General features: G+C 70.9%; 19 protein-coding genes and 1 riboswitch. Of the genes, 9 read left to right on the top strand and 10 right to left on the bottom strand.

The genetic code is table 11. The features are described 5' to 3' along the window. Nucleotide 1: 1 nt before the first annotated feature. Nucleotides 2-115, top strand: a riboswitch (TPP riboswitch). Next, complete coding sequence (gene thiC, locus ABFX50_RS23810) at nucleotides 108-1,799, top strand: phosphomethylpyrimidine synthase ThiC (RefSeq protein WP_346149554.1); 1,692 nt, start codon at nucleotides 108-110, stop codon at nucleotides 1,797-1,799. (Overlaps the previous riboswitch by 8 nt.) A gap of 23 nt (nucleotides 1,800-1,822) precedes the next feature. Here thiC and ABFX50_RS23805 read toward each other — a convergent pair whose 3' ends face one another. The 4 genes from ABFX50_RS23805 to ABFX50_RS23790 all read right to left on the bottom strand — a co-directional run bounded on the left by ABFX50_RS23805 (nucleotide 1,823) and on the right by ABFX50_RS23790 (nucleotide 5,204). Next, nucleotides 1,823-2,410, bottom strand: a complete 588-nt coding sequence (locus tag ABFX50_RS23805) for a phosphoribosylanthranilate isomerase (protein WP_346149553.1) — start codon at nucleotides 2,408-2,410, stop codon at nucleotides 1,823-1,825. Nucleotides 2,411-2,420: 10 nt separating this feature from the next. After that, nucleotides 2,421-2,852, bottom strand: coding sequence for a hypothetical protein (locus tag ABFX50_RS23800; RefSeq protein ID WP_346149552.1), 432 nt, complete (start codon nucleotides 2,850-2,852; stop codon nucleotides 2,421-2,423). Between the two features lie 85 nt (nucleotides 2,853-2,937). Further along, nucleotides 2,938-3,612: a response regulator gene (locus tag ABFX50_RS23795; RefSeq protein WP_346149551.1), complete on the bottom strand. Its 675-nt coding sequence runs from the start codon at nucleotides 3,610-3,612 to the stop codon at nucleotides 2,938-2,940. Continuing rightward, on the bottom strand, nucleotides 3,609-5,204 hold the full coding sequence (locus tag ABFX50_RS23790) for a sensor histidine kinase (RefSeq protein ID WP_346149550.1): 1,596 nt from the start codon (nucleotides 5,202-5,204) through the stop codon (nucleotides 3,609-3,611). The genes ABFX50_RS23795 and ABFX50_RS23790 overlap by 4 nt, the downstream gene beginning before the upstream one ends. Nucleotides 5,205-5,334: 130 nt before the next feature. Between ABFX50_RS23790 and ABFX50_RS23785 the strand changes: the two genes are divergently transcribed. Together ABFX50_RS23785 and ABFX50_RS23780 are read left to right on the top strand one after the other, a co-directional pair. After that, nucleotides 5,335-5,922 (top strand): class I SAM-dependent methyltransferase, encoded by a 588-nt coding sequence (locus tag ABFX50_RS23785; protein WP_183661397.1) that lies wholly within the window; start codon nucleotides 5,335-5,337, stop codon nucleotides 5,920-5,922. A gap of 55 nt (nucleotides 5,923-5,977) precedes the next feature. Continuing rightward, nucleotides 5,978-7,168 carry an acyl-CoA dehydrogenase family protein gene (locus tag ABFX50_RS23780; protein ID WP_346149549.1) on the top strand — a complete coding sequence of 397 codons (1,191 nt, stop codon included), beginning with the start codon at nucleotides 5,978-5,980 and terminating at the stop codon, nucleotides 7,166-7,168. On the opposite strand, the gene ABFX50_RS23775 is transcribed toward ABFX50_RS23780, so the two are convergent. The 3 genes from ABFX50_RS23775 to ABFX50_RS23765 are packed head-to-tail and all read right to left on the bottom strand — an operon-like array spanning nucleotide 7,165 to nucleotide 9,583. Next, nucleotides 7,165-7,941, bottom strand: a complete 777-nt coding sequence (locus ABFX50_RS23775; RefSeq protein ID WP_183661399.1) for an enoyl-CoA hydratase/isomerase family protein — start codon at nucleotides 7,939-7,941, stop codon at nucleotides 7,165-7,167. The two genes, ABFX50_RS23780 and ABFX50_RS23775, sit on opposite strands and share 4 nt — an antisense overlap. After that, entirely contained in the window at nucleotides 7,938-8,858 is a 921-nt protein-coding gene (locus ABFX50_RS23770) for an alpha/beta hydrolase (RefSeq protein ID WP_346149548.1), read from the bottom strand. Before ABFX50_RS23770 ends, ABFX50_RS23775 begins: the two co-directional genes overlap by 4 nt. Before the next feature lie 35 nt (nucleotides 8,859-8,893). Beyond that, nucleotides 8,894-9,583, bottom strand: coding sequence for a gamma-glutamyl-gamma-aminobutyrate hydrolase family protein (locus ABFX50_RS23765; RefSeq protein ID WP_183661401.1), 690 nt, complete (start codon nucleotides 9,581-9,583; stop codon nucleotides 8,894-8,896). 471 nt (nucleotides 9,584-10,054) lie between these two features. On the opposite strand from ABFX50_RS23765, the gene ABFX50_RS23760 reads away from it, so the two are divergent. Then, nucleotides 10,055-11,173, top strand: coding sequence for a globin domain-containing protein (locus tag ABFX50_RS23760; protein WP_346149547.1), 1,119 nt, complete (start codon nucleotides 10,055-10,057; stop codon nucleotides 11,171-11,173). A 51-nt stretch (nucleotides 11,174-11,224) separates the two neighbouring features. On the opposite strand, the gene ABFX50_RS23755 is transcribed toward ABFX50_RS23760, so the two are convergent. Further along, entirely contained in the window at nucleotides 11,225-11,974 is a 750-nt protein-coding gene (locus ABFX50_RS23755; RefSeq protein WP_346149546.1) for a helix-turn-helix domain-containing protein, read from the bottom strand. A gap of 185 nt (nucleotides 11,975-12,159) precedes the next feature. Between ABFX50_RS23755 and ABFX50_RS23750 the strand changes: the two genes are divergently transcribed. Continuing rightward, nucleotides 12,160-13,239 carry a WD40/YVTN/BNR-like repeat-containing protein gene (locus tag ABFX50_RS23750; RefSeq protein ID WP_346149545.1) on the top strand — a complete coding sequence of 360 codons (1,080 nt, stop codon included), beginning with the start codon at nucleotides 12,160-12,162 and terminating at the stop codon, nucleotides 13,237-13,239. Nucleotides 13,240-13,242: 3 nt separating this feature from the next. Continuing rightward, nucleotides 13,243-13,482, top strand: coding sequence for a ubiquitin family protein (locus ABFX50_RS23745; protein WP_346149544.1), 240 nt, complete (start codon nucleotides 13,243-13,245; stop codon nucleotides 13,480-13,482). A gap of 587 nt (nucleotides 13,483-14,069) precedes the next feature. Here the strand turns inward: ABFX50_RS23745 and ABFX50_RS23740 are convergent. Continuing rightward, nucleotides 14,070-15,272: a helix-turn-helix domain-containing protein gene (locus tag ABFX50_RS23740; RefSeq protein ID WP_346149543.1), complete on the bottom strand. Its 1,203-nt coding sequence runs from the start codon at nucleotides 15,270-15,272 to the stop codon at nucleotides 14,070-14,072. A gap of 263 nt (nucleotides 15,273-15,535) precedes the next feature. Between ABFX50_RS23740 and ABFX50_RS23735 the strand changes: the two genes are divergently transcribed. Continuing rightward, nucleotides 15,536-17,032: an alpha/beta hydrolase gene (locus ABFX50_RS23735; RefSeq protein WP_346149542.1), complete on the top strand. Its 1,497-nt coding sequence runs from the start codon at nucleotides 15,536-15,538 to the stop codon at nucleotides 17,030-17,032. A gap of 6 nt (nucleotides 17,033-17,038) precedes the next feature. Here ABFX50_RS23735 and ABFX50_RS23730 read toward each other — a convergent pair whose 3' ends face one another. Continuing rightward, a complete protein-coding gene (locus ABFX50_RS23730) occupies nucleotides 17,039-17,599 on the bottom strand; it encodes a TetR family transcriptional regulator (protein ID WP_346149541.1) in 561 nt (186 codons plus the stop codon). 139 nt (nucleotides 17,600-17,738) lie between these two features. On the opposite strand from ABFX50_RS23730, the gene ABFX50_RS23725 reads away from it, so the two are divergent. Together ABFX50_RS23725 and ABFX50_RS23720 are read left to right on the top strand one after the other, a co-directional pair. After that, nucleotides 17,739-18,503, top strand: coding sequence for an SDR family NAD(P)-dependent oxidoreductase (locus ABFX50_RS23725; RefSeq protein WP_346149540.1), 765 nt, complete (start codon nucleotides 17,739-17,741; stop codon nucleotides 18,501-18,503). A gap of 1 nt (nucleotide 18,504) precedes the next feature. Next, complete coding sequence (locus ABFX50_RS23720) at nucleotides 18,505-18,855, top strand: oxidoreductase C-terminal domain-containing protein (RefSeq protein WP_346149539.1); 351 nt, start codon at nucleotides 18,505-18,507, stop codon at nucleotides 18,853-18,855. Nucleotides 18,856-18,942 lie beyond the last annotated feature (87 nt).

Below are 18,942 nucleotides of genomic sequence, written 5' to 3'. Positions count from 1 at the left end.
CGCCGACCAACGCGGGAGCCCGGTGCGGACCGGGCTGAGAGGACGGCTGACCAGCCGCCGACCGCCAGAACCTGCTCCGGGTAATGCCGGCGAAGGGAGTTTGCGCGATGAGTGGCGCGCGCTTTTCCAAGACCTACCAGGGCGAGCTCAGGGTCCCCATGCGGGAGATCGGACTGAGCGACGGCACCGTGTTCACCGTCTACGACACCTCGGGCCCCTACACCGACCCTGCCGTCGAGACCGACGTCACGCGCGGCCTGAGCCCCCTGCGCGAGCAGTGGATCCTCGATCGCGCCGACGTCGTCGGGTACGGCGGCCGCCAGGTCAAGCCGCTCGACGACGGCTACCGCGACCAGGCCTCGTGGAAGCGCGGCCAGGCCGTGCCCCGCCTGGGCGCGCGGCGCCAGCCGCTCAGGGCGGCGGGCGGGCCCGTCACCCAGCTCGCCTACGCCCGCAGGGGCGTCGTGACGAAGGAGATGGAGTTCGTCGCCGTAAGGGAGGGCGTCGAGGCCGAGTTCGTCCGCGCCGAGGTGGCCGCGGGCAGGGCGATCATCCCGGCCAACGTCAACCATCCCGAGAGCGAGCCGATGATCATCGGCCGCAACTTCCTCGTCAAGATCAACGCCAATATCGGCAACTCCGCCGTCTCCTCCTCCATCGAGGAGGAGGTGGAGAAGATGACCTGGGCCATCCGCTGGGGCGCCGACACCGTCATGGACCTCTCGACGGGTCGTGACATCCACACCACCCGCGAGTGGATCATCCGCAACTCACCCGTGCCCATCGGCACCGTGCCGCTCTACCAGGCGCTGGAGAAGGTCGGCGGGGTCGCGCCCGACCTGTCGTGGGAGGTCTACCGCGACACCCTGATCGAGCAGTGCGAGCAGGGCGTCGACTACGTGACCGTCCACGCGGGCGTGCGTCTGTCCTATGTCCCCCTCACCGTCGGCCGCAAGACCGGCATCGTCTCGCGCGGCGGCTCGATCATGGCGGCGTGGTGCCTGGCCCACCACCGCGAGAACTTCCTGTACGAGAACTTCGAGGAGATGTGCGAGATCCTCGCCTCCTACGACGTCGCCTTCTCCCTCGGCGACGGCCTGCGCCCCGGCTCGATCGCCGACGCCAACGACGAGGCCCAGTTCGCCGAGCTGCGCACGCTGGGCGAGCTCACCGGGATCGCGCGCTCCCGCGACGTCCAGGTCATGGTCGAGGGCCCTGGCCACGTGCCCATGCACAAGATCAAGGAGAACGTCGACCTGCAGCGCGAGCTCTGCGACGACGCCCCCTTCTACACCCTCGGCCCCCTCGTCACCGACATCGCACCGGGCTACGACCACATCACCTCGGGGATCGGCGCGGCCATGATCGGCTGGTACGGCACCGCCATGCTCTGCTACGTCACGCCGAAGGAGCACCTGGGGCTGCCCGACAGGGAGGACGTCAAGACCGGCGTCATCACCTACAAGATCGCCGCGCACGCCGCCGACCTCGCCAAGGGGCACCCGAAGGCCCAGGAGTGGGACGACGCGCTGTCGGAGGCGCGCTTCGAGTTCAGGTGGGAGGACCAGTTCGAGCTGTCCCTCGACCCCGGCACCGCCCGCTCCTTCCACGACGAGACGCTGCCCGCCGCGCCCGCGAAGACGGCGCACTTCTGCAGCATGTGCGGGCCGAAGTTCTGCTCGATGCGCATCTCGCACGACCTGCGGGCGGCGGAGGGCATGCGCGCCAAGTCGGAGGAGTTCGTGGCCGGGGGCGGCGAGGTCTACGTGCAGCTGACCGACAGACCGCCGCTTCCGTGAGAGGAGCGGGGACAGACCGAAGTCTAGGAGCGGGCCGCCCTGAGGAAGGAGCGGATGAGGGCGGAGTCCTTCACGCCCCTGGCCACCTCGACGCCGCTCGAGACGTCCACGCCCCACGGCCGCGCGGCCTCGATCGCCTGCCGTACGTTGCCGGGGTCGAGGCCGCCCGCCAGCAGCCAGTTCCCCGACGGCCTGCCCCGCACGGCCGTCCAGTCCCACGGCTCGCCCGCGCCCGCCCTGGGCGCGTCGACGATCAGCAGGTCCTCGTCGAAGGCTCCGGTGCGCAGGTCGGCGTCGGCCGCCACGGCGCGCACGAGGGTGAGGCCGAGATCCTTCAACGCGGTGAAGTCGGCGTGCGGGTGCCTGCCGTGCAGCTGGACGGCTCCGACCCCCGCGGCCTGGGCCGCCTGCCGTACCTCTTCCACCGGCTCGCCCATGAAGACGCCCACGGTCAGCACGTGAGAGGGTGCCAGCGCGGCCAGCTCCGCGGCCCGCGACGGGGTGACCCTGCGCGGGCTGGCGGTCATGACGAGCCCGATCGCGTCGGCGCCGGCCTCGACGGCCACCTCGACGTGCTCGGGCTCGCTCAGCCCGCAGATCTTCACGAACATAGCCGAAAGCCTAGCGCCGGCGTGAGGCCGAGGGCGACCAGGCCCAGACCGTGGTCAGGGCCAGCAGGCCGAACATGAGCACGCCGTTGGGCACGTGCGCGCCCAGGCCGATGGCCAGCAGGAAGTGCTGGGCGATGCCGAGCACGAACAGCGCGAGGCTGGCGAGCGCGGGCCAGCCCGCGCCCCTGCCCGGACGCCAGTACAGGACGGCGGCGACGATCTGGAGCAGGCCGATCAGGTGGGAGACCATGCCGATCATGACGTGGGTCTCGGCGACCCCGAGATCGGCGACGATGCCGGTGTCGGTGAAGACCAGCGCCTGGCCCGCGAACATGGCCGCGACGAGCAGCGAGACCGCGTGGGCGAGCACGAGGACGCGCAGGGTGTAGAGCAGCCCTGAGGAGACAGGGGAGACAGACGTGGCTGAGGTCACGTCGTGCATGAGGTGGTCCTTCCTGGAGAGGTGAGGACCACATCGTGACGGCGCGGGCACCCGGCGGTCGTCAGCCTGCCGGGTGATGCCCCGGTCAGCCCCGCGGCGGATGCCGCACGGGGCGGAAGGCGGCGTCGACCAGCCCGATGCGGTGCGCGACGACGGCGGCCTGGATGCGGTTGCGCAGGCCGAGCTTGTCCATCGCCGAGCCGACGTGGGTCTTGACCGTGGTGACGCCGACGTGCAGCCTGTCGGCGATCTCGGCGTTGGACAGGCCGGTGCCGACCAGGGCGAGCACCTCGAGCTCCCGCTCGGTGAGCCCGACGGGCGCGGGTGTGGCCTGCTGCTCGGCGGCCAGCGCCCGCTCGACCACCCTGCGCAGCACCGAGGGGGCCAGCAGCTGCTCGCCCGAAGCCGCCCTTCGCACGGCATCGACCATGCGCTCCGGCTCGTCGTCCTTGACCAGGAAGCCCAGCGCTCCGACGCGCAGGGCCGCGTAGACGTTGGCGTCGTCGGCGAAGGTGGTGAGGACCACGATCTTGGCGCCCGGCTGCGAGCCCAGGATGCGCTTGATCGCCTCGAGGCCGTCGACCCTGGGCATGCGCAGGTCCATGAGCACCACGTCCGGCCTGTGGTGTTCGGCCAGGCGCACCGCCTCCGCGCCGTCCTCGGCCTCCCCGACGACCTCCATGTCGCCCGCCGCCTGCAGCAGCATGCGCACGCCGGCTCTGACCAGCGCCTGGTCGTCGGCCACCACCACTCGGATCACGTCGTCACCTTGGTCTTCGGATAGGGAAGGGTCACCGACAGCCGCCAGCCGCCGCCGTCGGGTCCCGCGCTCAGCGTGCCGCCCAGCGCCTTGGCGCGCTCACGCATGCCCGCCAGTCCCTGCCCCGAGGACGGCAGCGGCTCGCGCACCGTGGGCGGGCGGCCGTTGGACACCTCGACGAGGAGCTCCCCGTCACCCGCGGCCAGCCCCACCCGTACGGCGGTGCCCGGCCCCGCGTGCTTGAGCACGTTGGTCAGTCCCTCCTGCACGATGCGGGCGGCCGAGGCCCTGGCCACCAGCGGCGCCTCGCCGAGCGCGGGGTCGACGTCGAGGTCGACCAGCAGCCCCGCGGCGATCATCCGCTCGGCGGACTCGGTGACCACGTCGGCGGGGTCGGCCAGCAGCGCGGCGTCGCCGCCGGGGTCGCGCAGCACGTCGAGCAGGCCGCGCAGGTCCTCGAGCACCTGGTGGCCCGTCTCCTTGATATCGGCCAGCGCGTCGGCGACGGGACCGTCGGGGGCGGCGTAGCGGGCGGCGCCGGCCCGCAGCACCATCGCCCCGACGTGGTGGGCGACGATGTCGTGGACCTCGCGGGCGATGCGCTCGCGCTCGGCCAGCTGGTCGGCGCGCAACTGGGCGATGGCCAGCCGCTCGGACTCGCGCACCCGCAGCCGCTCGGCTTCCGCGGCCGACTGCCTGGCGCCCGCGTACCTGCCGATCGCGATCGGGGTGGCGACCACCACGAGCATCAGCCCCACCTTGAGCCCGGTGACAGTGCCCTCGGAGCCGACCACCACGAGCGAGGCCAGGAAGCTGGCCGCCACGTAGACGGCCAGGTTCCAGAACCAGGAGGCCACCCGCATCGCGAACACGCCGACCGAGATCAGCAGCAGGACGTGGACGGTGCTGGTCGCCGCCGAGAAGGCCTGGTTGGACAGGAGCAGCAGCGCCCCCTCGACCAGGAACACCACCGCGGGCAGCCGCCTGGCCACACCCAGGGCCAGCCCCGCGACCACCACGAACGAGACGATCACCCAGGCGGGCTGCTCGCTGGTGTGCCACATGGGCCAGGTGCCGAGCACCGCGACGGCCACGCCCGCCCCCGCCAGCAGCACGTCGGGGGTGACCTCGGGCTCCTTCAGCCGCCCCGCGGGACCGCGCAGGTAGCGGCCGACCAGGGCGGGCAGCAGCGGGATGCCGACGGAGTAGACCCAGGCCGCGCCGGTGAAGCCGGTGCCGGGGTCGGCGATGTTGAGGCCGGTGGCCAACGCGCCCGGCACGACGGCGACGAGGGTGGCGAGCCAGCCTCGCAGGTAGCCGGTGGCGCCGATCGCGACGCAGAGCAGGATCTGCGCGGTGTTGGAGGTGAAGGCCTCGATCTGGTCGGTGAACAACAGCAACGCGGCCAGATAGAGGCTGACGTGGACGGGACGGCGCCGCACGAACGCCATCGGCGCGCCGACCAGGACGGCGAAGACGGGGACCAGCCAGTCGGGCGCCGCCCCTGCCCCCGCCTTGCCCGACATCAGCAGGTCGAGGGCCACTCCAGAGGCGGCAAGCAGCACGTCGGGTGCCACACCACGCCATCGCATGGGGACAACCGTATCGAGGACCGCCGCCTGCTCGATCCTCCCGATGGAGGAGTTCGCATCCTCCAAGTGGCCGGTTTTCTGGCCGCAAGTCGGATGAGCGGGCTTGCGCGGGGGTCGTAACGTTGGTCCCATGCCCAACGACACCACGTTGTTCCTCGGCCAGTTCATGCGCTCCCCCGCGACCATCGGAGCCCTGGCGCCCAGCTCACGGCGGCTGGCGGAGACGGTGTGCACCCCCGTGCCCGAGCGCGGCGAGCCGACCGTGGTCGAGTTGGGCCCCGGCACCGGGCCGTTCACCGCCGAGATCCAGCGCAGGCTGGACGGGCGTGGCCATCACCTGGCGATCGAGTTGAACCCCACGCTGGCCTCCCTGCTCGCCGATCGCTTTCCCCGGGTGGACGTGGCGCAGGACGACGCGGCCCGCCTGCCCGACCTGCTCCGCGATCGCGGCCTGACCAGGGCGGACGTGGTGGTCAGTGGGCTGCCGTGGGCGGCTTTCCCCGAGACGTTGCAGGAGCGGCTGCTCGGCGCGGTCACCTCCACCCTGTGCCCGTCGGGGGCGTTCACGACCTTCTCCTACATCCACGCGATGCCGCTGGGCTCGGCTCGCCGCTTCCGCGCGCTGCTGGCCGACCGCTTCGAGGAGGTCGTGCTGGGCCGTACCGTGTGGCGCAACACCCCGCCCGCCTACGTGCTGCACGCCCGCCGTCCGCGCTGACCCCTGTCGGCTGGACAGAACTTCGTTCTACGATTGCGCACGCAACGAGAATGGGGTGATCGAGGTGGACTTCACGCTCCCCGAGAGCGCGCTGACCGTCCAGCAGGGCGTCGGTGACATCTGCTCGCGCTACGACATGGACTACTGGCAGCGCTGCGAGGCCGACAAGCGCTGGCCGGAAGAGGTGTGGGCGGAGCTGGCCAAGGGCGGATGGCTGGGCCTGGCCGTACCCGAGGAGTACGGCGGCGGCGGGCAGGGCCTGCTGGAGCTGGCGGTGGCGACCGAGACCCTGGCCGCCTCAGGGGCGGCGGGCGGTTCGGCGTTCACCTACGTGCTCACCCCGGGCTTCGGCGCGCTGACGCTGGCCAGGCACGGCAGCGCCGAGCAGCGGGCCGCGTTGCTGCCCGGGCTGGCCACCGGCGAGATCGAGACGTGCTTCGCGCTGACCGAGCCGGACGCGGGCTCCAACTCGCTGGCGATCACCACCTCTGCGCGCCGCGACGGCGACGACTACGTGATCAACGGGCAGAAGATCTGGATCACGGGGGTGCAGCGGGCCACCTGGATGATGCTCGTCACCAGGACGATCCCGGCGGCCGAGGCGAAGCCGCGCACGAACGGGATGACCGTCTTCCTGGTCAACGTGCCCGAGGCGGTGGCGGCGGGCCAGCTGTCCTTCCGGCCGATCCCCAAGATGGGCGCCAACACCACGCCCTCGAACATGGTCTTCCTCGACGACCTGCGCGTGCCCGCCTCCAGCGTGGTCGGCCAGATCGACCAGGGCGCCCTCGTCCTGTGGGACATCCTCAACCCCGAGCGGATCCTGCTGGCCGCCTCGGCGCTGGGCGGGGCCGAGGTGGCGCTGCGGGTGGGGGTGAGCTACGCCAAGGAGCGCGAGGTGTTCGGGCGGCCGATCGGCGCCAACCAGGCCATCGCCTTCCCTCTCGCCCAGGTCAAGGCGAAGATCGAACTGGCCAGGCTCATGCTGTACAAGGCCGCGTGGTCCTTCGACCGGCAGCTGCCGTGCGGCACCGAGGCCAACATCGCCAAGCTGACCGCCTCGCAGGCGGCGTGGGAGGCGGCGGACGCGGCCTTCCAAACGCACGGCGGGATGGCCTACTCGCTGGAGTACCCGGTGGCGCGGCTGCTCACCGACGCGCGGATCGGCAAGATCGCGCCGGTGACAGAGGAACTGCTGCTGAACCACCTGGCCACCCAGGTGCTCGGGCTGCCGCGCAGCTTCTAGAAGGACGGCGGGCGCTTGTCTCGCAGCGCCCGCACCCCCTCCTGGACGTCGGGGCCGGAGAAACCGAGGAACTCCATGGCCAGGGAGGCGTCGAAGGTCGGGCCCGCCATCCTGAGCCAGTTGTTGAGTGAGTACTTGGTCAGCCTGATCGCCTCCTGGGAGCCCGCCGCGAGCCTCACCGCGATGTCGAGCGCCCTGTCGTGCACCTCGGAGTCGTCGACGCAGAGGCTGACCAGGCCCATCCGCTCGGCCTGCTCGCCGGTGACCGGCTCGCACAGCAGCAGGTGGTACTTGGCCTTGGCCATGCCGCACAGCAGCGGCCAGATGATCGCCGCGTGGTCGCCCGCGGCCACGCCCAGGCGGGTGTGGCCGTCGATGATGCGGGCGGTGCGCCCGGCCACGGAGATGTCGGCCAGCAGCGCCACCGCCAGGCCGGCGCCGACGGCGGGGCCCTGGATGGCGCTCACCACCGGCTTGGAGCAGTTGAGCACGTTGTAGACGATGTCGCGGGCCTCGGTGAACACCCGCAGCCTGGTGGCGTGGTCGCGGGTCATCTCCTCGATCATGGACAGGTCGCCGCCCGCGGAGAAGGCCTCGCCCTCTCCCCTGACCAGGATGACGCGCACGTCGTCGTCGCGGTCGAGGTCGCGCCAGATCTCGGCGAGCTCACGATGGCCCGCCATGTCGACGGCGTTGAGCCTGCGCGGCTCGCTGATCGTCACCCGCCGCACGCCCTCGGCGGCCCAGTCGAGCCTCAGCTTGTCGTAGGTCACGGCTCCAGCGCCCTCCTGAGCCTGTCGGCCACGTAGGCGCGGACCTCGTCGGCCTGGTCGAAGAAGCCGGGCAGGCCGAAGAAGCCGTGGACCATGCCGGGCCAGCGGCGCACCTCGACGGCCACGCCCTCGCCTGCCATGCGCGCGGCGTAGGCCTCGGCCTCGTCGCGCAGCACGTCGTACTCGGCGCTCACCACCGTCGCGGGCGGCAGGCCCGCGCACGAGCCCAGGCGCAGCGGTGACAGGCGCGGGTCGAGCGGATCGGCTCCGGCGGCGTACTGCTGGACGAACCAGGCCATCTCCTCCGCGTCGAGGCCGAAGCCCTTGGCGTGCTCGCGGTAGCTGGGGGTGTCCATGGCCACGTCGACGATCGGGTAGAGCAGCGCCTGGTGGGCGAGGGTGAGCCCGGCGTCGCGGGCCTGCCAGGCGGCCACCGCGGCGAGGTTGCCTCCCGCGCTGTCGCCGATCACCGCCACGTGGCCGTTGCTCTGGTAGAAGGCCGGGCGGGCGAAGATGTCGCGCACCACGGTCCAGGCGTCGTCGGCGGCCGCGGGGAAGGCGTGCTCGGGGGCCAGGCGGTAGTCGACGGAGACCACCACCGCCCCCGTCCTGATCGCCAGGTCCCTGCCGACGGCGTCGTTGCGCCTGACGCTGCCGAACACCCAGCCGCCGCCATGGAAGTAGACGATCACCGGCAGGGTGTGGTCGCCGGGGTCGGCCCGGTAGACCCTGATCGGCACCTCGTCGGCCAGCGCGTCGCGGACGAACGGCAGCCGCGTCAGCGGGCCGCGCCGCTCCGCCAAGCCGTCGATGGCGCGCATCCGCTCTATCTCCGCAGGCCCCAGGCTCGCCAGGTCGGCGCCGAGGTCGGAGGGGTAGAGCTCCAGGTAGGCCCTGGCCTGGGGGTGCAAGCTCATGATCCGAGCTTACTCATGAGCCACACCATTTCTCATCAGTATCGGGCGGCCTCGACGAGTGCCTCGAACAACCGCATATCATCGCCGCGCTCAGGATGCCACTGGACGCCCACGCCGAACCTGTGCCCCTGCAACTCGACGCCCTCCACGATCTGGTCGTCGGCCCATGCCACGGCCAGCAGCCCGGTGCCGAGGCGCTTGACCGACTGGTGGTGCGGGGCGTTGACCTCGATCGTGTCGCCGATGGCCTTGCCGAGCTTGCTGGAGACGCTCACCTGGATGACGTGCGGCTGCCCCTGCGCGCCGTGCCGCTCGTGGTCGAGCACGTCGGGCAGCCAGGGGATGAGCGTGCCGCCCTGGGCGACGTTCAGGACGTGCATGCCGCGCGCCACCGCGAGGATCGGCACGTCGGCCTGGACGGCCGCGCGGGCCAGCGAGAGCTCGAACCTGTCGCGGTGCGGCTGGGGCTCGGCGACCCTGTCGTCCTGGTCGGCCCCGTAGAGCGTGGCCCCGACCTCCACGCCGCCCGCCAGGACGATGCCCTTGAGGCCGCGGACGTAGTCGTCGACGGCGTGCAGATTGAGCGGCGGGAGAAGGACGGGGGCGCCGCCCGCCCGTTCGACCGCCTTGGCGTAGGAGGGCGGCCCGATGACCGCCTCTCTCACCCAGTCACCCCATCGGGCGGCCTCGAAATAGGCGGTGATACCGATCAACGGACGAGACATGCGCGCTCCAGGAGGCATGCAGGAGGTCGGGCAACCCGCGTCAGAGGTGGTGACCAGGTTCCCGCTCCATCATGGCCTACCGGATTTCGGTTATGTCACCTTCCCGGGTATCAGTGCTGTCACTTCCTCCTCAGAGATCATGCCGCCACCCTCACGTCGCAGGGCGCCGGGAAGCTTCCTGGGCGAACGTGACGGACGGCGGCACCCGGCGAATACGAATGCGATACGTATTCACTTTCACTGTCCTTAACTCCTGAATTTCGATTGCGGAAAATAACGTTCCCATTACGGATAGTTCTGGTTAACACCGTATTGAGGTGAAACGGTTGTGGCCCCAGGGAGCCGGTGTAACACTCCAGATGAGTGCGCGGACGTGCCGGGGCGCGCCGTACGCTCACAACCCGGAGCCGTCAGGGAGGTGGAACGACACGACCGGAATCACATTCCGGTCAAAGGGTGGGGTCAAAAGGCATGTCGTTGAATCCGCGCCTCGTCAAAGAGAGTTTCTCCGTCATCGAACCCGTCGCCGACAGGGCGGCGGCCTATTTCTACGGCCGGCTGTTCGCCGAGAACCCGCACCTGCGGGGGATGTTCCCCCCTGCCATGGACGTGCAGCGCGACCGGCTGTTCAGCGCGCTGACCAGGGTGGTGTGGAGCCTGGACAGTCCCGACAGCCTCGCCTCCTATCTCGGCCAGCTCGGCCGCGACCACCGCAAGTACGGTGTGATCGCCGAGCACTACACCGCGGTCGGCAACGCCCTGCTGGCCACCATCAGGCGCTTCGCCGCCGACATATGGAACACCGAGATCGAGGCGGCATGGGTGGCGGCCTACACCGCCGCCGCCAACCTCATGATCGACTCGGCCGAGAGCGACGCGGGGGTCTCACCCGCGTGGTGGCTGGCCGAGGTCGTCGACCACGAGCGGCGCACCACCGACATCGCGGTGCTCACGCTCAGGCCGACCCAGCGCCTGCCGTACACCGCGGGCCAGTACGTCAACGTGCAGACCGCGCGCTGGCCGAGGGTGTGGAGGACCTTCTCCATCGCCAACGCGCCGCGCGAGGACAACACGATCAGGCTGCACGTGCGAGGCGTGCCAGGCGGCTGGGTCTCGACCGCCCTGGTGCGGCACACGCGCATCGGCGACACGCTCATGCTCGGCCCGCCCATCGGGACGATGATCCCGCACGAGTCCGGCGGCAGGGACATCCTGTGCGTGGCGGGCGGCACGGGCCTCGCCCCGATCAAGGCCATCATCGACCACGTCATCACCTCGGGACGGCGGCCCAACATCCACCTGCTGTACGGCGCGCGCACCGCCGAGGACCTCTACGACCTGCCCGACCTGATCCGCATGGAGTCACGCTTCCCCTGGCTGCGGGTCCTGCCCGTGGTCTCGCACCAGCCCTCCTACGACGGCATGCGCGGCCACCTGCCCGAGGTGATGCAGCGCTTCCACTCCTGGGCCGAGCACGAGGTGTACGTCTGCGGGCCGCCCGCCATGGTGCACGAGACGGTCGGACGGCTGCAGGCGAGCGGGGTGCCGCTCGCCCGCATCCACCGCGACGTCGTCCAGGGCGAACGCTGACCCCTTCCTCCTCCCCCGGCCTCCTCCCCTGCGCGGCCGCGGGAGGAGGGCTCAGTGGAAGGCGGCGGCGGTCTCCTCGTCGTTCGGCCAGAAGGTCTCGATCGCCAGCTCCGACACCGTCACGTCCACCGGGGTACCGAACGTCGCGATCGTGGTGAACATCGACAGCACCCTGTCCCCCTGCCTGATCCGCAGCGGCAGCAGGATGTCGGCGGGCCCGGGGACGTGCGCCACGTTCAGGTCCACCCCCTCGTAGGTGTAACCGGCCAGCTCGTCGTGCAGCTCGGCCAGGCGCCCGCTGCCCGAGGCCTCCGCCTGCCTGCGCAGACGGTGCAGCAGGTGCGCCCGCACCTCCGGCAGGTTGACCAACCGCCCGCCCATCGCCTCGGGGTGCAGCGAGAGCCGCATCACGTTGACGGGCTCCTTCAGCAGCTCGGCGGGCGCGCCCTCCATGAACATCGCGGCCGCGCCGTTCGCGGCCACCAGGTCCCACGCGGCGTCCACCACCAGCGCGGGGTACGGCTCGTGCCCGGCGAGGATCTTGTCCAGCGCCTGCCGTACCACCTCCATCTCCGGCGCGCGCACCTCGCGCTCGGGAAAGACGGGCGCGTAACCCGCGGCCACGAGCAGGCGGTTGCGGTGCCGCAGCGGTATCTCCAGCTCTTCGGACAGCCTCATCACCATGTCCCTGCTGGGCCTGGCCCGGCCCGTCTCGAGAAAGCTGATGTGCCGGGCCGAGACCTCCGCCTCGATTCCCAGATCGAGCTGGCTGACGCGGCGCCGCTGGCGCCACGAGCGCAACAGATCACCAAATGACTCAGTTTGTACGGCAAGCGCTCCCATAACCCGAACGGTAGCGGGAAAAGGGAATCATCACGATTACCTGGGACGTAAGCGGACGACGCACGCCCGCAAATCCCGCACTCCCCAGAAGTTGTCGGTAGCGCGTGACACGATGGCCAGCAAGCCAAGACAGGGAGACCAACATGAGCGACGCCCTACTCGCCGTCGGCACCCGCAAGGGGCTCTTCCTCGCCCGCTCCACCGGCGGCGGCCCGTTCGAAGTCGAGCCGATCCAGTTCTCCACCGTCGGGGTGCACGCCGTCGCGATCGACACCAGGGGCGAGAGGCCCAGGCTGCTCGCGGGCATCGAGTACGGCCACTTCGGCCCCTCGGTGATGTACTCCGACGACCTCGGCAAGAGCTGGCAGGAGGCGCAGAAACCACCCATCGCCTTCCCCGAGAAGACCGGAGCCACCCTCGAGAAGGTCTGGCAGCTCCTGCCCTCGCCGTCCGAGCCAGGCGTCGTCTGGGCCGGCACCGAGCCGGGCGCACTGTTCCGCTCCGACGACGGCGGCATCACCTACACCCTCGTCGAGGGGCTGTGGGAGCATCCGCACCGGCCGCAGTGGCAGCCGGGCGGCGGCGGCCTGTGCCTGCACACGATCCTCAACCACCCGACCGACCCCAAGATCATGGGGGTGGCCATCTCCACGGGCGGCTTCTACCGCACCACCGACGGCGGCCTGTCCTGGGAGGCGGCCAACCAGGGCATCCGCGCCCCGTTCCTGCCCGAGGGCCAGCAGTACCCCGAGTTCGGGCAGTGCGTGCACAAGGTCAGCCTGCACCCGGCCAGGCCCGAGCGGCTGTTCCTGCAGCACCACTTCGGCGTCTACCGCAGCGACGACTTCGGCGGGTCGTGGACCGACATCGGCTCCTCCCTGCCGTCCGACTTCGGCTTCCCCGTCGTCGTCCACCCCGACAGGCCCGACACCCTCTACGTCCTGCCGCTGCACGCCGACATGGACCGCACCCCCGTCGGCCACCGCTACCAGGTCTTCCGCAGCGACGACGCGGGCGAGAGCTGGCAGACGCACGGCGAGGGCCTGCCCGAGGGGCCTGTCTACGCCTCCGTGCTGCGCGACGCGATGACCGCCTCGCACGCGGGCATCTTCTTCGGCACCCGCGACGGCTCGGTCTACGGCTCGCGCGACGGCGGCGACACCTGGAGCGAGGTGGCCTCCCATCTGCCCGACGTCCTGACCGTCAGGGCGGCGGTGCTCTAGCCCATGGCCAAGCCCGCCATGATGGTCGTCTTCGTGCTTCCCAGCGCGCTGCGGCACTGGGTGAGCGGTGAGAGCGAGGTCAAGGTCTTCGCCGTGGGGGCCGACCGCGACACACCGCCCACCCTGGGCTCCGCCCTCGACACGCTGCGGCGGACTCATCCATCGCTGGAGGGGCGGTTACGGGACGACCACGGGCAGATCAAGAGCCACATCAACATGTTCGTGTGCGGGGAGAACGCCTAGGGGCTGGGCGGCCTCGACTGCGCGATCCCACCGGGAGCCGAGGTGTACGTCCTGCCTGCCCTTTGACCTCAGCGGGCTTCGGCTGGGTCCTGACTGCATGGGCCTTCGCCTTTGGGCGCTTCGCGCGAGGGTGGCTTCGGGCGGGTGTTCCGGGGGAGCCCAGCTCCCCTCAGCATGGGGCCTCCCGGCCCCGGCGTCGTGGTGGCGGGGTTGGGTCAAGGCTCGAGGATCCTTCCGAGGATCGCCAGCCCCCTCGACAGGACATGAGGGACCAAGGGGTTCTTACCCCGGTGATCAGGATCGCAGTTCAAGTGGGTTACTCGTGTGGCGACCATCATGCGCTGGATTCTGGTGGACAGGTTTCCTCGTAGATCTGGGTGGTTTAGGCGCCTGATTTGGTCACTGGGACGAGACAGCTCGGCCATGCCCGTGACCAGGAGTGCCTTGCGGGCTGGTCACGGTGGCAAGCCGAGCGAAGGTGGTCCTCCTTCATCATTTGGCTGAAGGCGGTGTGTGGTTCGTCGGCCCCGGGCCGGCCTCCGTCACGAGCTCCGCGGCGCCACTGTGGCAGGTCAGGTGGCTGGTGGCTACGGGCGGATGCGGGTGTGTCTGGCCTCCTGGGGTGGGATGTGGACCTTGGCCAGTTCTCGCAGGGCTCGGAGGGCGCCGGTCTGCCGGGCCAGGGCGAGGGCCTGTCTGGCTGTTTCGACCGAGCGCTCGCACTCGTGAACGTCGGCGTACGCGTGGGCCATGCGCGCCAAGGCGTAGGCGGTGGCATAGGTCGGCGGCGCCTTCGGTGGCTGCTGTTCCAGGATCTCGATCGCGTCCCTGGCATGGCCGAGATCGACCAGACACCCCGCGCACAGGGTGTCGTGGGCCTGGGTGGAGCAGTCGAACCGGTAGGGCGTGTCGTCCCCCGGTTCCGCGAGTGACTGAGCGGACTCTTCCAGGCGGCGCCGGCACATGTCCAGATTGCCGGCGAGGGCGTGGCCCTGCGCCTCATGATGCCGGGACAGGGCATCCACCCGCGCGGGGAGGTGGGCGCGTTCACGGGCGGCGACGGCGAGGGCGACGAGCCCGCCGGGATCACCGGCGGTGTCGGAGAGGCCTCCCCTCTGGGCAAGGGTGTAGGCCTCGAGCAGCGCGTCGGCCGCCTCACGAGCATCGCGTACGGCCTCATCCGACCAGGCCAGCGCCCTGCCCGGGTTTCCTGCCTCGTGGTGCAGGCGGCTGATCAGCTCCGCGTTCTCGGTGGCGAGCAGCAGGAACGCGCGTCTGACGGGCGAACTGGCATCGTGACGGAACTCCTCGATGCCCACGAAGACAGGCCGCAGGACGCTGATCGCGTCGGCGGGGCGGAGGTCGGTTCGGGTGTAGGCGTCCAGGATCGCCCTGAAGTAGCCGACCGTCCGGTCATCGGCCCGCTGAGGCGCCTCGATCGCCCGGCCGGTGGATTCCTCCTCCTCGGCGGTGAACATCCCCGGCACCAGCGGGATGCCGGTCAGGTAGTGCCACAGGGTGGTGCCGGCCGCGTCGCCGACGAACAGCTCGGTCTCGTCCACGCCGAACGCCCGGCAGAGCAGCTCCGCGTACCACTCGTCGGGCCGCCGCTCCCCCGCCTCCCAGAGCCGGATCATCGAGGTGAGCGTCTCCAGCGCGGGCAACCGGTCCCGCGTGCTCTCGTCCGCCGCGGCTGACAGCCGTTCCGCGAGCTCTCTCTGACTCCACAGCCGCCCTCGGCGCAGGACTCCCAGACGGGCGGCCCAGATCGGAACATCGATGTCGACCATTGGCGTGTCCCCCGATCATCCATGTGGTCACGTAAGTCCCTTTATTGGCGATTGTTCCCATTGTCTGTTCTTTGGTGTGTCCCGTCAGCCCCCAGCTGTCAGATGCCCGGTGGTCGTCGACCGCTTTGGCCATGCCATGGGTGCTCCATCGTCGCGGCGGGATCGGAGGTGGTGACGGGGGCGTTATGTCCGGTCTCTCATGATCGTGACGGGCTCCGCGACCGCCGGAGTTCCTCCATCCGCCCCTCGACGATTGAAGTCACATGCGAAGATCCGTCCTGCTCGCGATCGCCCCGGCCGTCATCGCGGCCCTGCTCCCGCTCAGCGCCTCTGGAGCTGTCACGCCCCCCGCGCTGCCGATCATCTGGACGCCGTGCGCCCAGGACGCCGGCGCCGAGTGCGGCGCGCTGAAAGTGCCCATCGACTGGGACGATCCCGGCGAAGGCTCCATCGACCTGGCTCTGGCCAGGCGCAAGGCCACCGGCCGTACGACCAGGATCGGCTCGCTGGTGATCAACCCCGGCGGGCCTGGCATCTCGGGCGTCGACTTCGTACTCTCGGCCGGCGGCTATTTCAGCGGGGAGCTCACCAGCAGATTCGACATCGTGGGTTTCGACCCGCGCGGCGTGGGCCGCAGCCATCCGGTCGTCTGCTCCTCCGCGCTGCTGGGCGAGGGCCCGCACCCGCTCATCGGGAGTCAGGCCGAACTGGAAGCCCGGCTCGCCTACAACCGGCGGCTCCGCGAGGACTGCAGGGCCCGCACAGGGCCGCTGTTCGACCACGTCAGTTCACTCAGTGTGGCCCGTGACCTGGACGCTCTGCGCGCCGCGTTGGGTGAGGAGAAGCTGACCTACTACGGCGGCTCGTACGGCACGCTCATCGGCCAGCTCTACGCCGAACGCTTCCCTCATCGGGTCAGGGCGCTTGCCCTGGACGGCAACTTCGACCACAGCCTGGGCACCGCCGCCTACCTCGACACCGCGGCCCTCCACGCGGAGGGATCCTTCGACGAGTTCGCCGCCTGGTGCACGAGGACCGCCGGGTGCGCACTGCATGGCAAGGACGTGCGCGCGTTCTGGGCGGACCTGCTCGCCAGGGCCGACCGCGGCGAACTGCACCGGCCCGGCCGGTCGGCTGAGCCGATGACCAGCTGGGACCTGACCGACATGGCCTTCGCCGCGTTCTACGGACCGAACTGGGCCGAGCTGGCCGAGCTGCTGCTCGCCATCGACACCGGCGAAGAGCCGCCTTCCCCCTTCACCGGGCCGGAGCAGGACGGGGCGGTGTCCCCCTTCCCTCGGGCGGTCTACTGCCAGGACTTCCACCTGCCCGTCCGCGACTACCGCGAGTACGCCGCGCACCTGGGCCGCCAGTCCACCCTCGCCGGGGACATGCGATTCAGCCCGGCGGCGCTGGGGGCGCTCGCCTCCTGCCTCGGCCAGCCCACGCCCCTCCCCAACCCGCAGCACAGGCTGCGCGTGGAAGGCTCCCCACCGATCCTGCTGGCCAACTCGCTCCACGACCCGGCCTCGGGCTACCTGTGGGCGGTCAGCACGGCTCAGCAGATCGGCCACGAGGCCAGGCTCCTCACCTACGAGGGCGCGGGCCACGGCGTCTACGGCCGCAGCGACTGCACCACCGAGACGATCGACCGCTATCTGACATCCCTGGTCGTCCCTGCCCCTGGCGCCCGCTGCCCGGCCGTGTCCCCGCCGGATGGCCGGGCGCGGCTCGGCGTGCGCCATCCCTCGCTCCGCTGACCACGGTCAGGGCTCCAGTCCCCTGCGGAGCAGCGTCCACACCCGTTCGGCGGTCTCACGCCGGTCGGGTGCGGGGGTCTTGGCGAGCACGCCGGCGAGCATGCCCACGGCCAGGACCAGGTCGTCGGGGCCGAGGTCCTCACGGACGCGACCCGCGCGCCGGGCCTCGGGCAGCGCGCCGGCCAAGAGCCTCGCCACCCTGTCGCGCACCTGGATGAGGCGAGGATCGGGGTCCATCGGGGGCACGCTGACCATGTCGATGAACGCGGTCGAGGCGATGGTCTGCTCGGTGATCAGGTCGAGGACGTCGGCCAGGGTGGAGCCGGGCTCGCCGGCCAGGGCCTCGAGGTCGGCCACGGCGTCCTCGAACACCGCGAGGGCGAGGCTGACGCGATCGGGGAAGTGCCGGTAGAGGCTTCCCTGCCCGACCCCTGCCGCACGGGCGACCATGCTGAGCGGCGCGTTGTACCCGGCGCCGGCGAAGACCTCGCAGGCCGCGGCTATCAGCGCGGCCCGGTTCTCCGCCGCGGCGCTTGGTCCTCTGTTCGGTCGACGCGCAGTGTGCACATCGCCTACAGTAGCAACCGGACAAGGTTGTCCGTTGCTGACGTCGCCCCGGGCCGCGGCCGAGCCGCGGCGCACCTCACGGGCGGGGGCGTCGCCCGCGGCCAGGCCGCCTTAGCGCCGCGACCGAAAGGACGAACACGTGACGACCTTCGCCTTCGACGACCGCGTCAGCCTGGTCACGGGCGCGGGCTCCGGAATCGGCAGGGCGATGGCCTTCGCCTTCGCCAAGGCCGGGGCCCGCGTCGTGGTCTGCGACATCGACCGCGAACGCGCGGAGCGGACCGCCTCCGAGATCGGGGACGCGGCCATCGTGGCCGCCGCCGACATCTCCGACGAGGCGTCGGTGGACGCGCTGGTCGAGAGCGCGATCAGCGCGTACGGCCGGATCGACGTGCTGTGCAACAACGCCGGGATCATGGACACCATGGCCCTGCCCGCCGACATCCCGGTGGCGCTCTGGGAGCGGGTGCTCCGGGTCAACCTGACCGGCACGTTCCTGGTCACCCACGCGGTGCTGCCGCACATGCTGCGCGAGGGAAGGGGCGCGATCGTCAACACCGCCTCCGAGGCCGGCATCAGGGGCGGGACGGCCGGCGCCGCCTACACCGCCTCCAAACACGGCGTCGTCGGCCTGACGCGCAGCGTGGCCTGGGCGTACGCCAAGGACGGCATCCGCTGCAACGCCATCCTGCCCGGCCCCACCCTGACCGGCATCGCCTCAGCGGAGAGCGTCGGGAGCTTCGACCCCGCGGGCGCCGCCCGCCTCGCGCCCGTGCTCGCACTCGGCGAGCGGATGGCGCAGCCGGAGCAGATGGCCGACGCCGCCCTCTTCCTGGCCTCGGACGCCGCCTCGTTCGTCAACGGAGCGATCGTACCGGTGGACGGCGGCTGGTCAGCGGCCTGATGTGGGCGACCTGGCCTCCTGGCACCACGAGCAGCTGGATCGCAGGCTGCGGCTGGAGAACAGGACCAACGCCGTCGAACAGGCCCAGATCGTGGCGGCCAACCTCCTCGGCGAGGACCGGCCCTACCTTCCCCTGCCCTATTTCTGGACCGACCAGTACGACACCAAGATCCAGGCACACGGCTTCTTCCCCCCAGACGCCAGGGCGGACGTGGTGGAGGGCGATCTCGAGCAGAACCGCTTCGTCGCGCTCTATCACCGGGACGGGAAGGTCACCGGGGTACTCGGCTGGAACATGGCCAAGGCCGCCCGCCTGCACCGCGGCCGAGTGGCCGATGCCATCGGCGCCTGAACCCCGAGCGGCTCCCCCGTGATCGGCAGCGTCCCGCCCCGCGCTCCCGGCTGGCGGGCGCTGCCTCATTGCGGACATAATCCCCGG

The sequence above is a fragment of the Nonomuraea recticatena genome (genome assembly GCF_039533245.1).
GTDB classification, from domain to species: Bacteria; Actinomycetota; Actinomycetes; order Streptosporangiales; family Streptosporangiaceae; genus Nonomuraea; species Nonomuraea roseola.
Note: the sequence above shows the minus strand (reverse complement) of the source record. Positions and strands in the feature narration are given on the sequence as shown.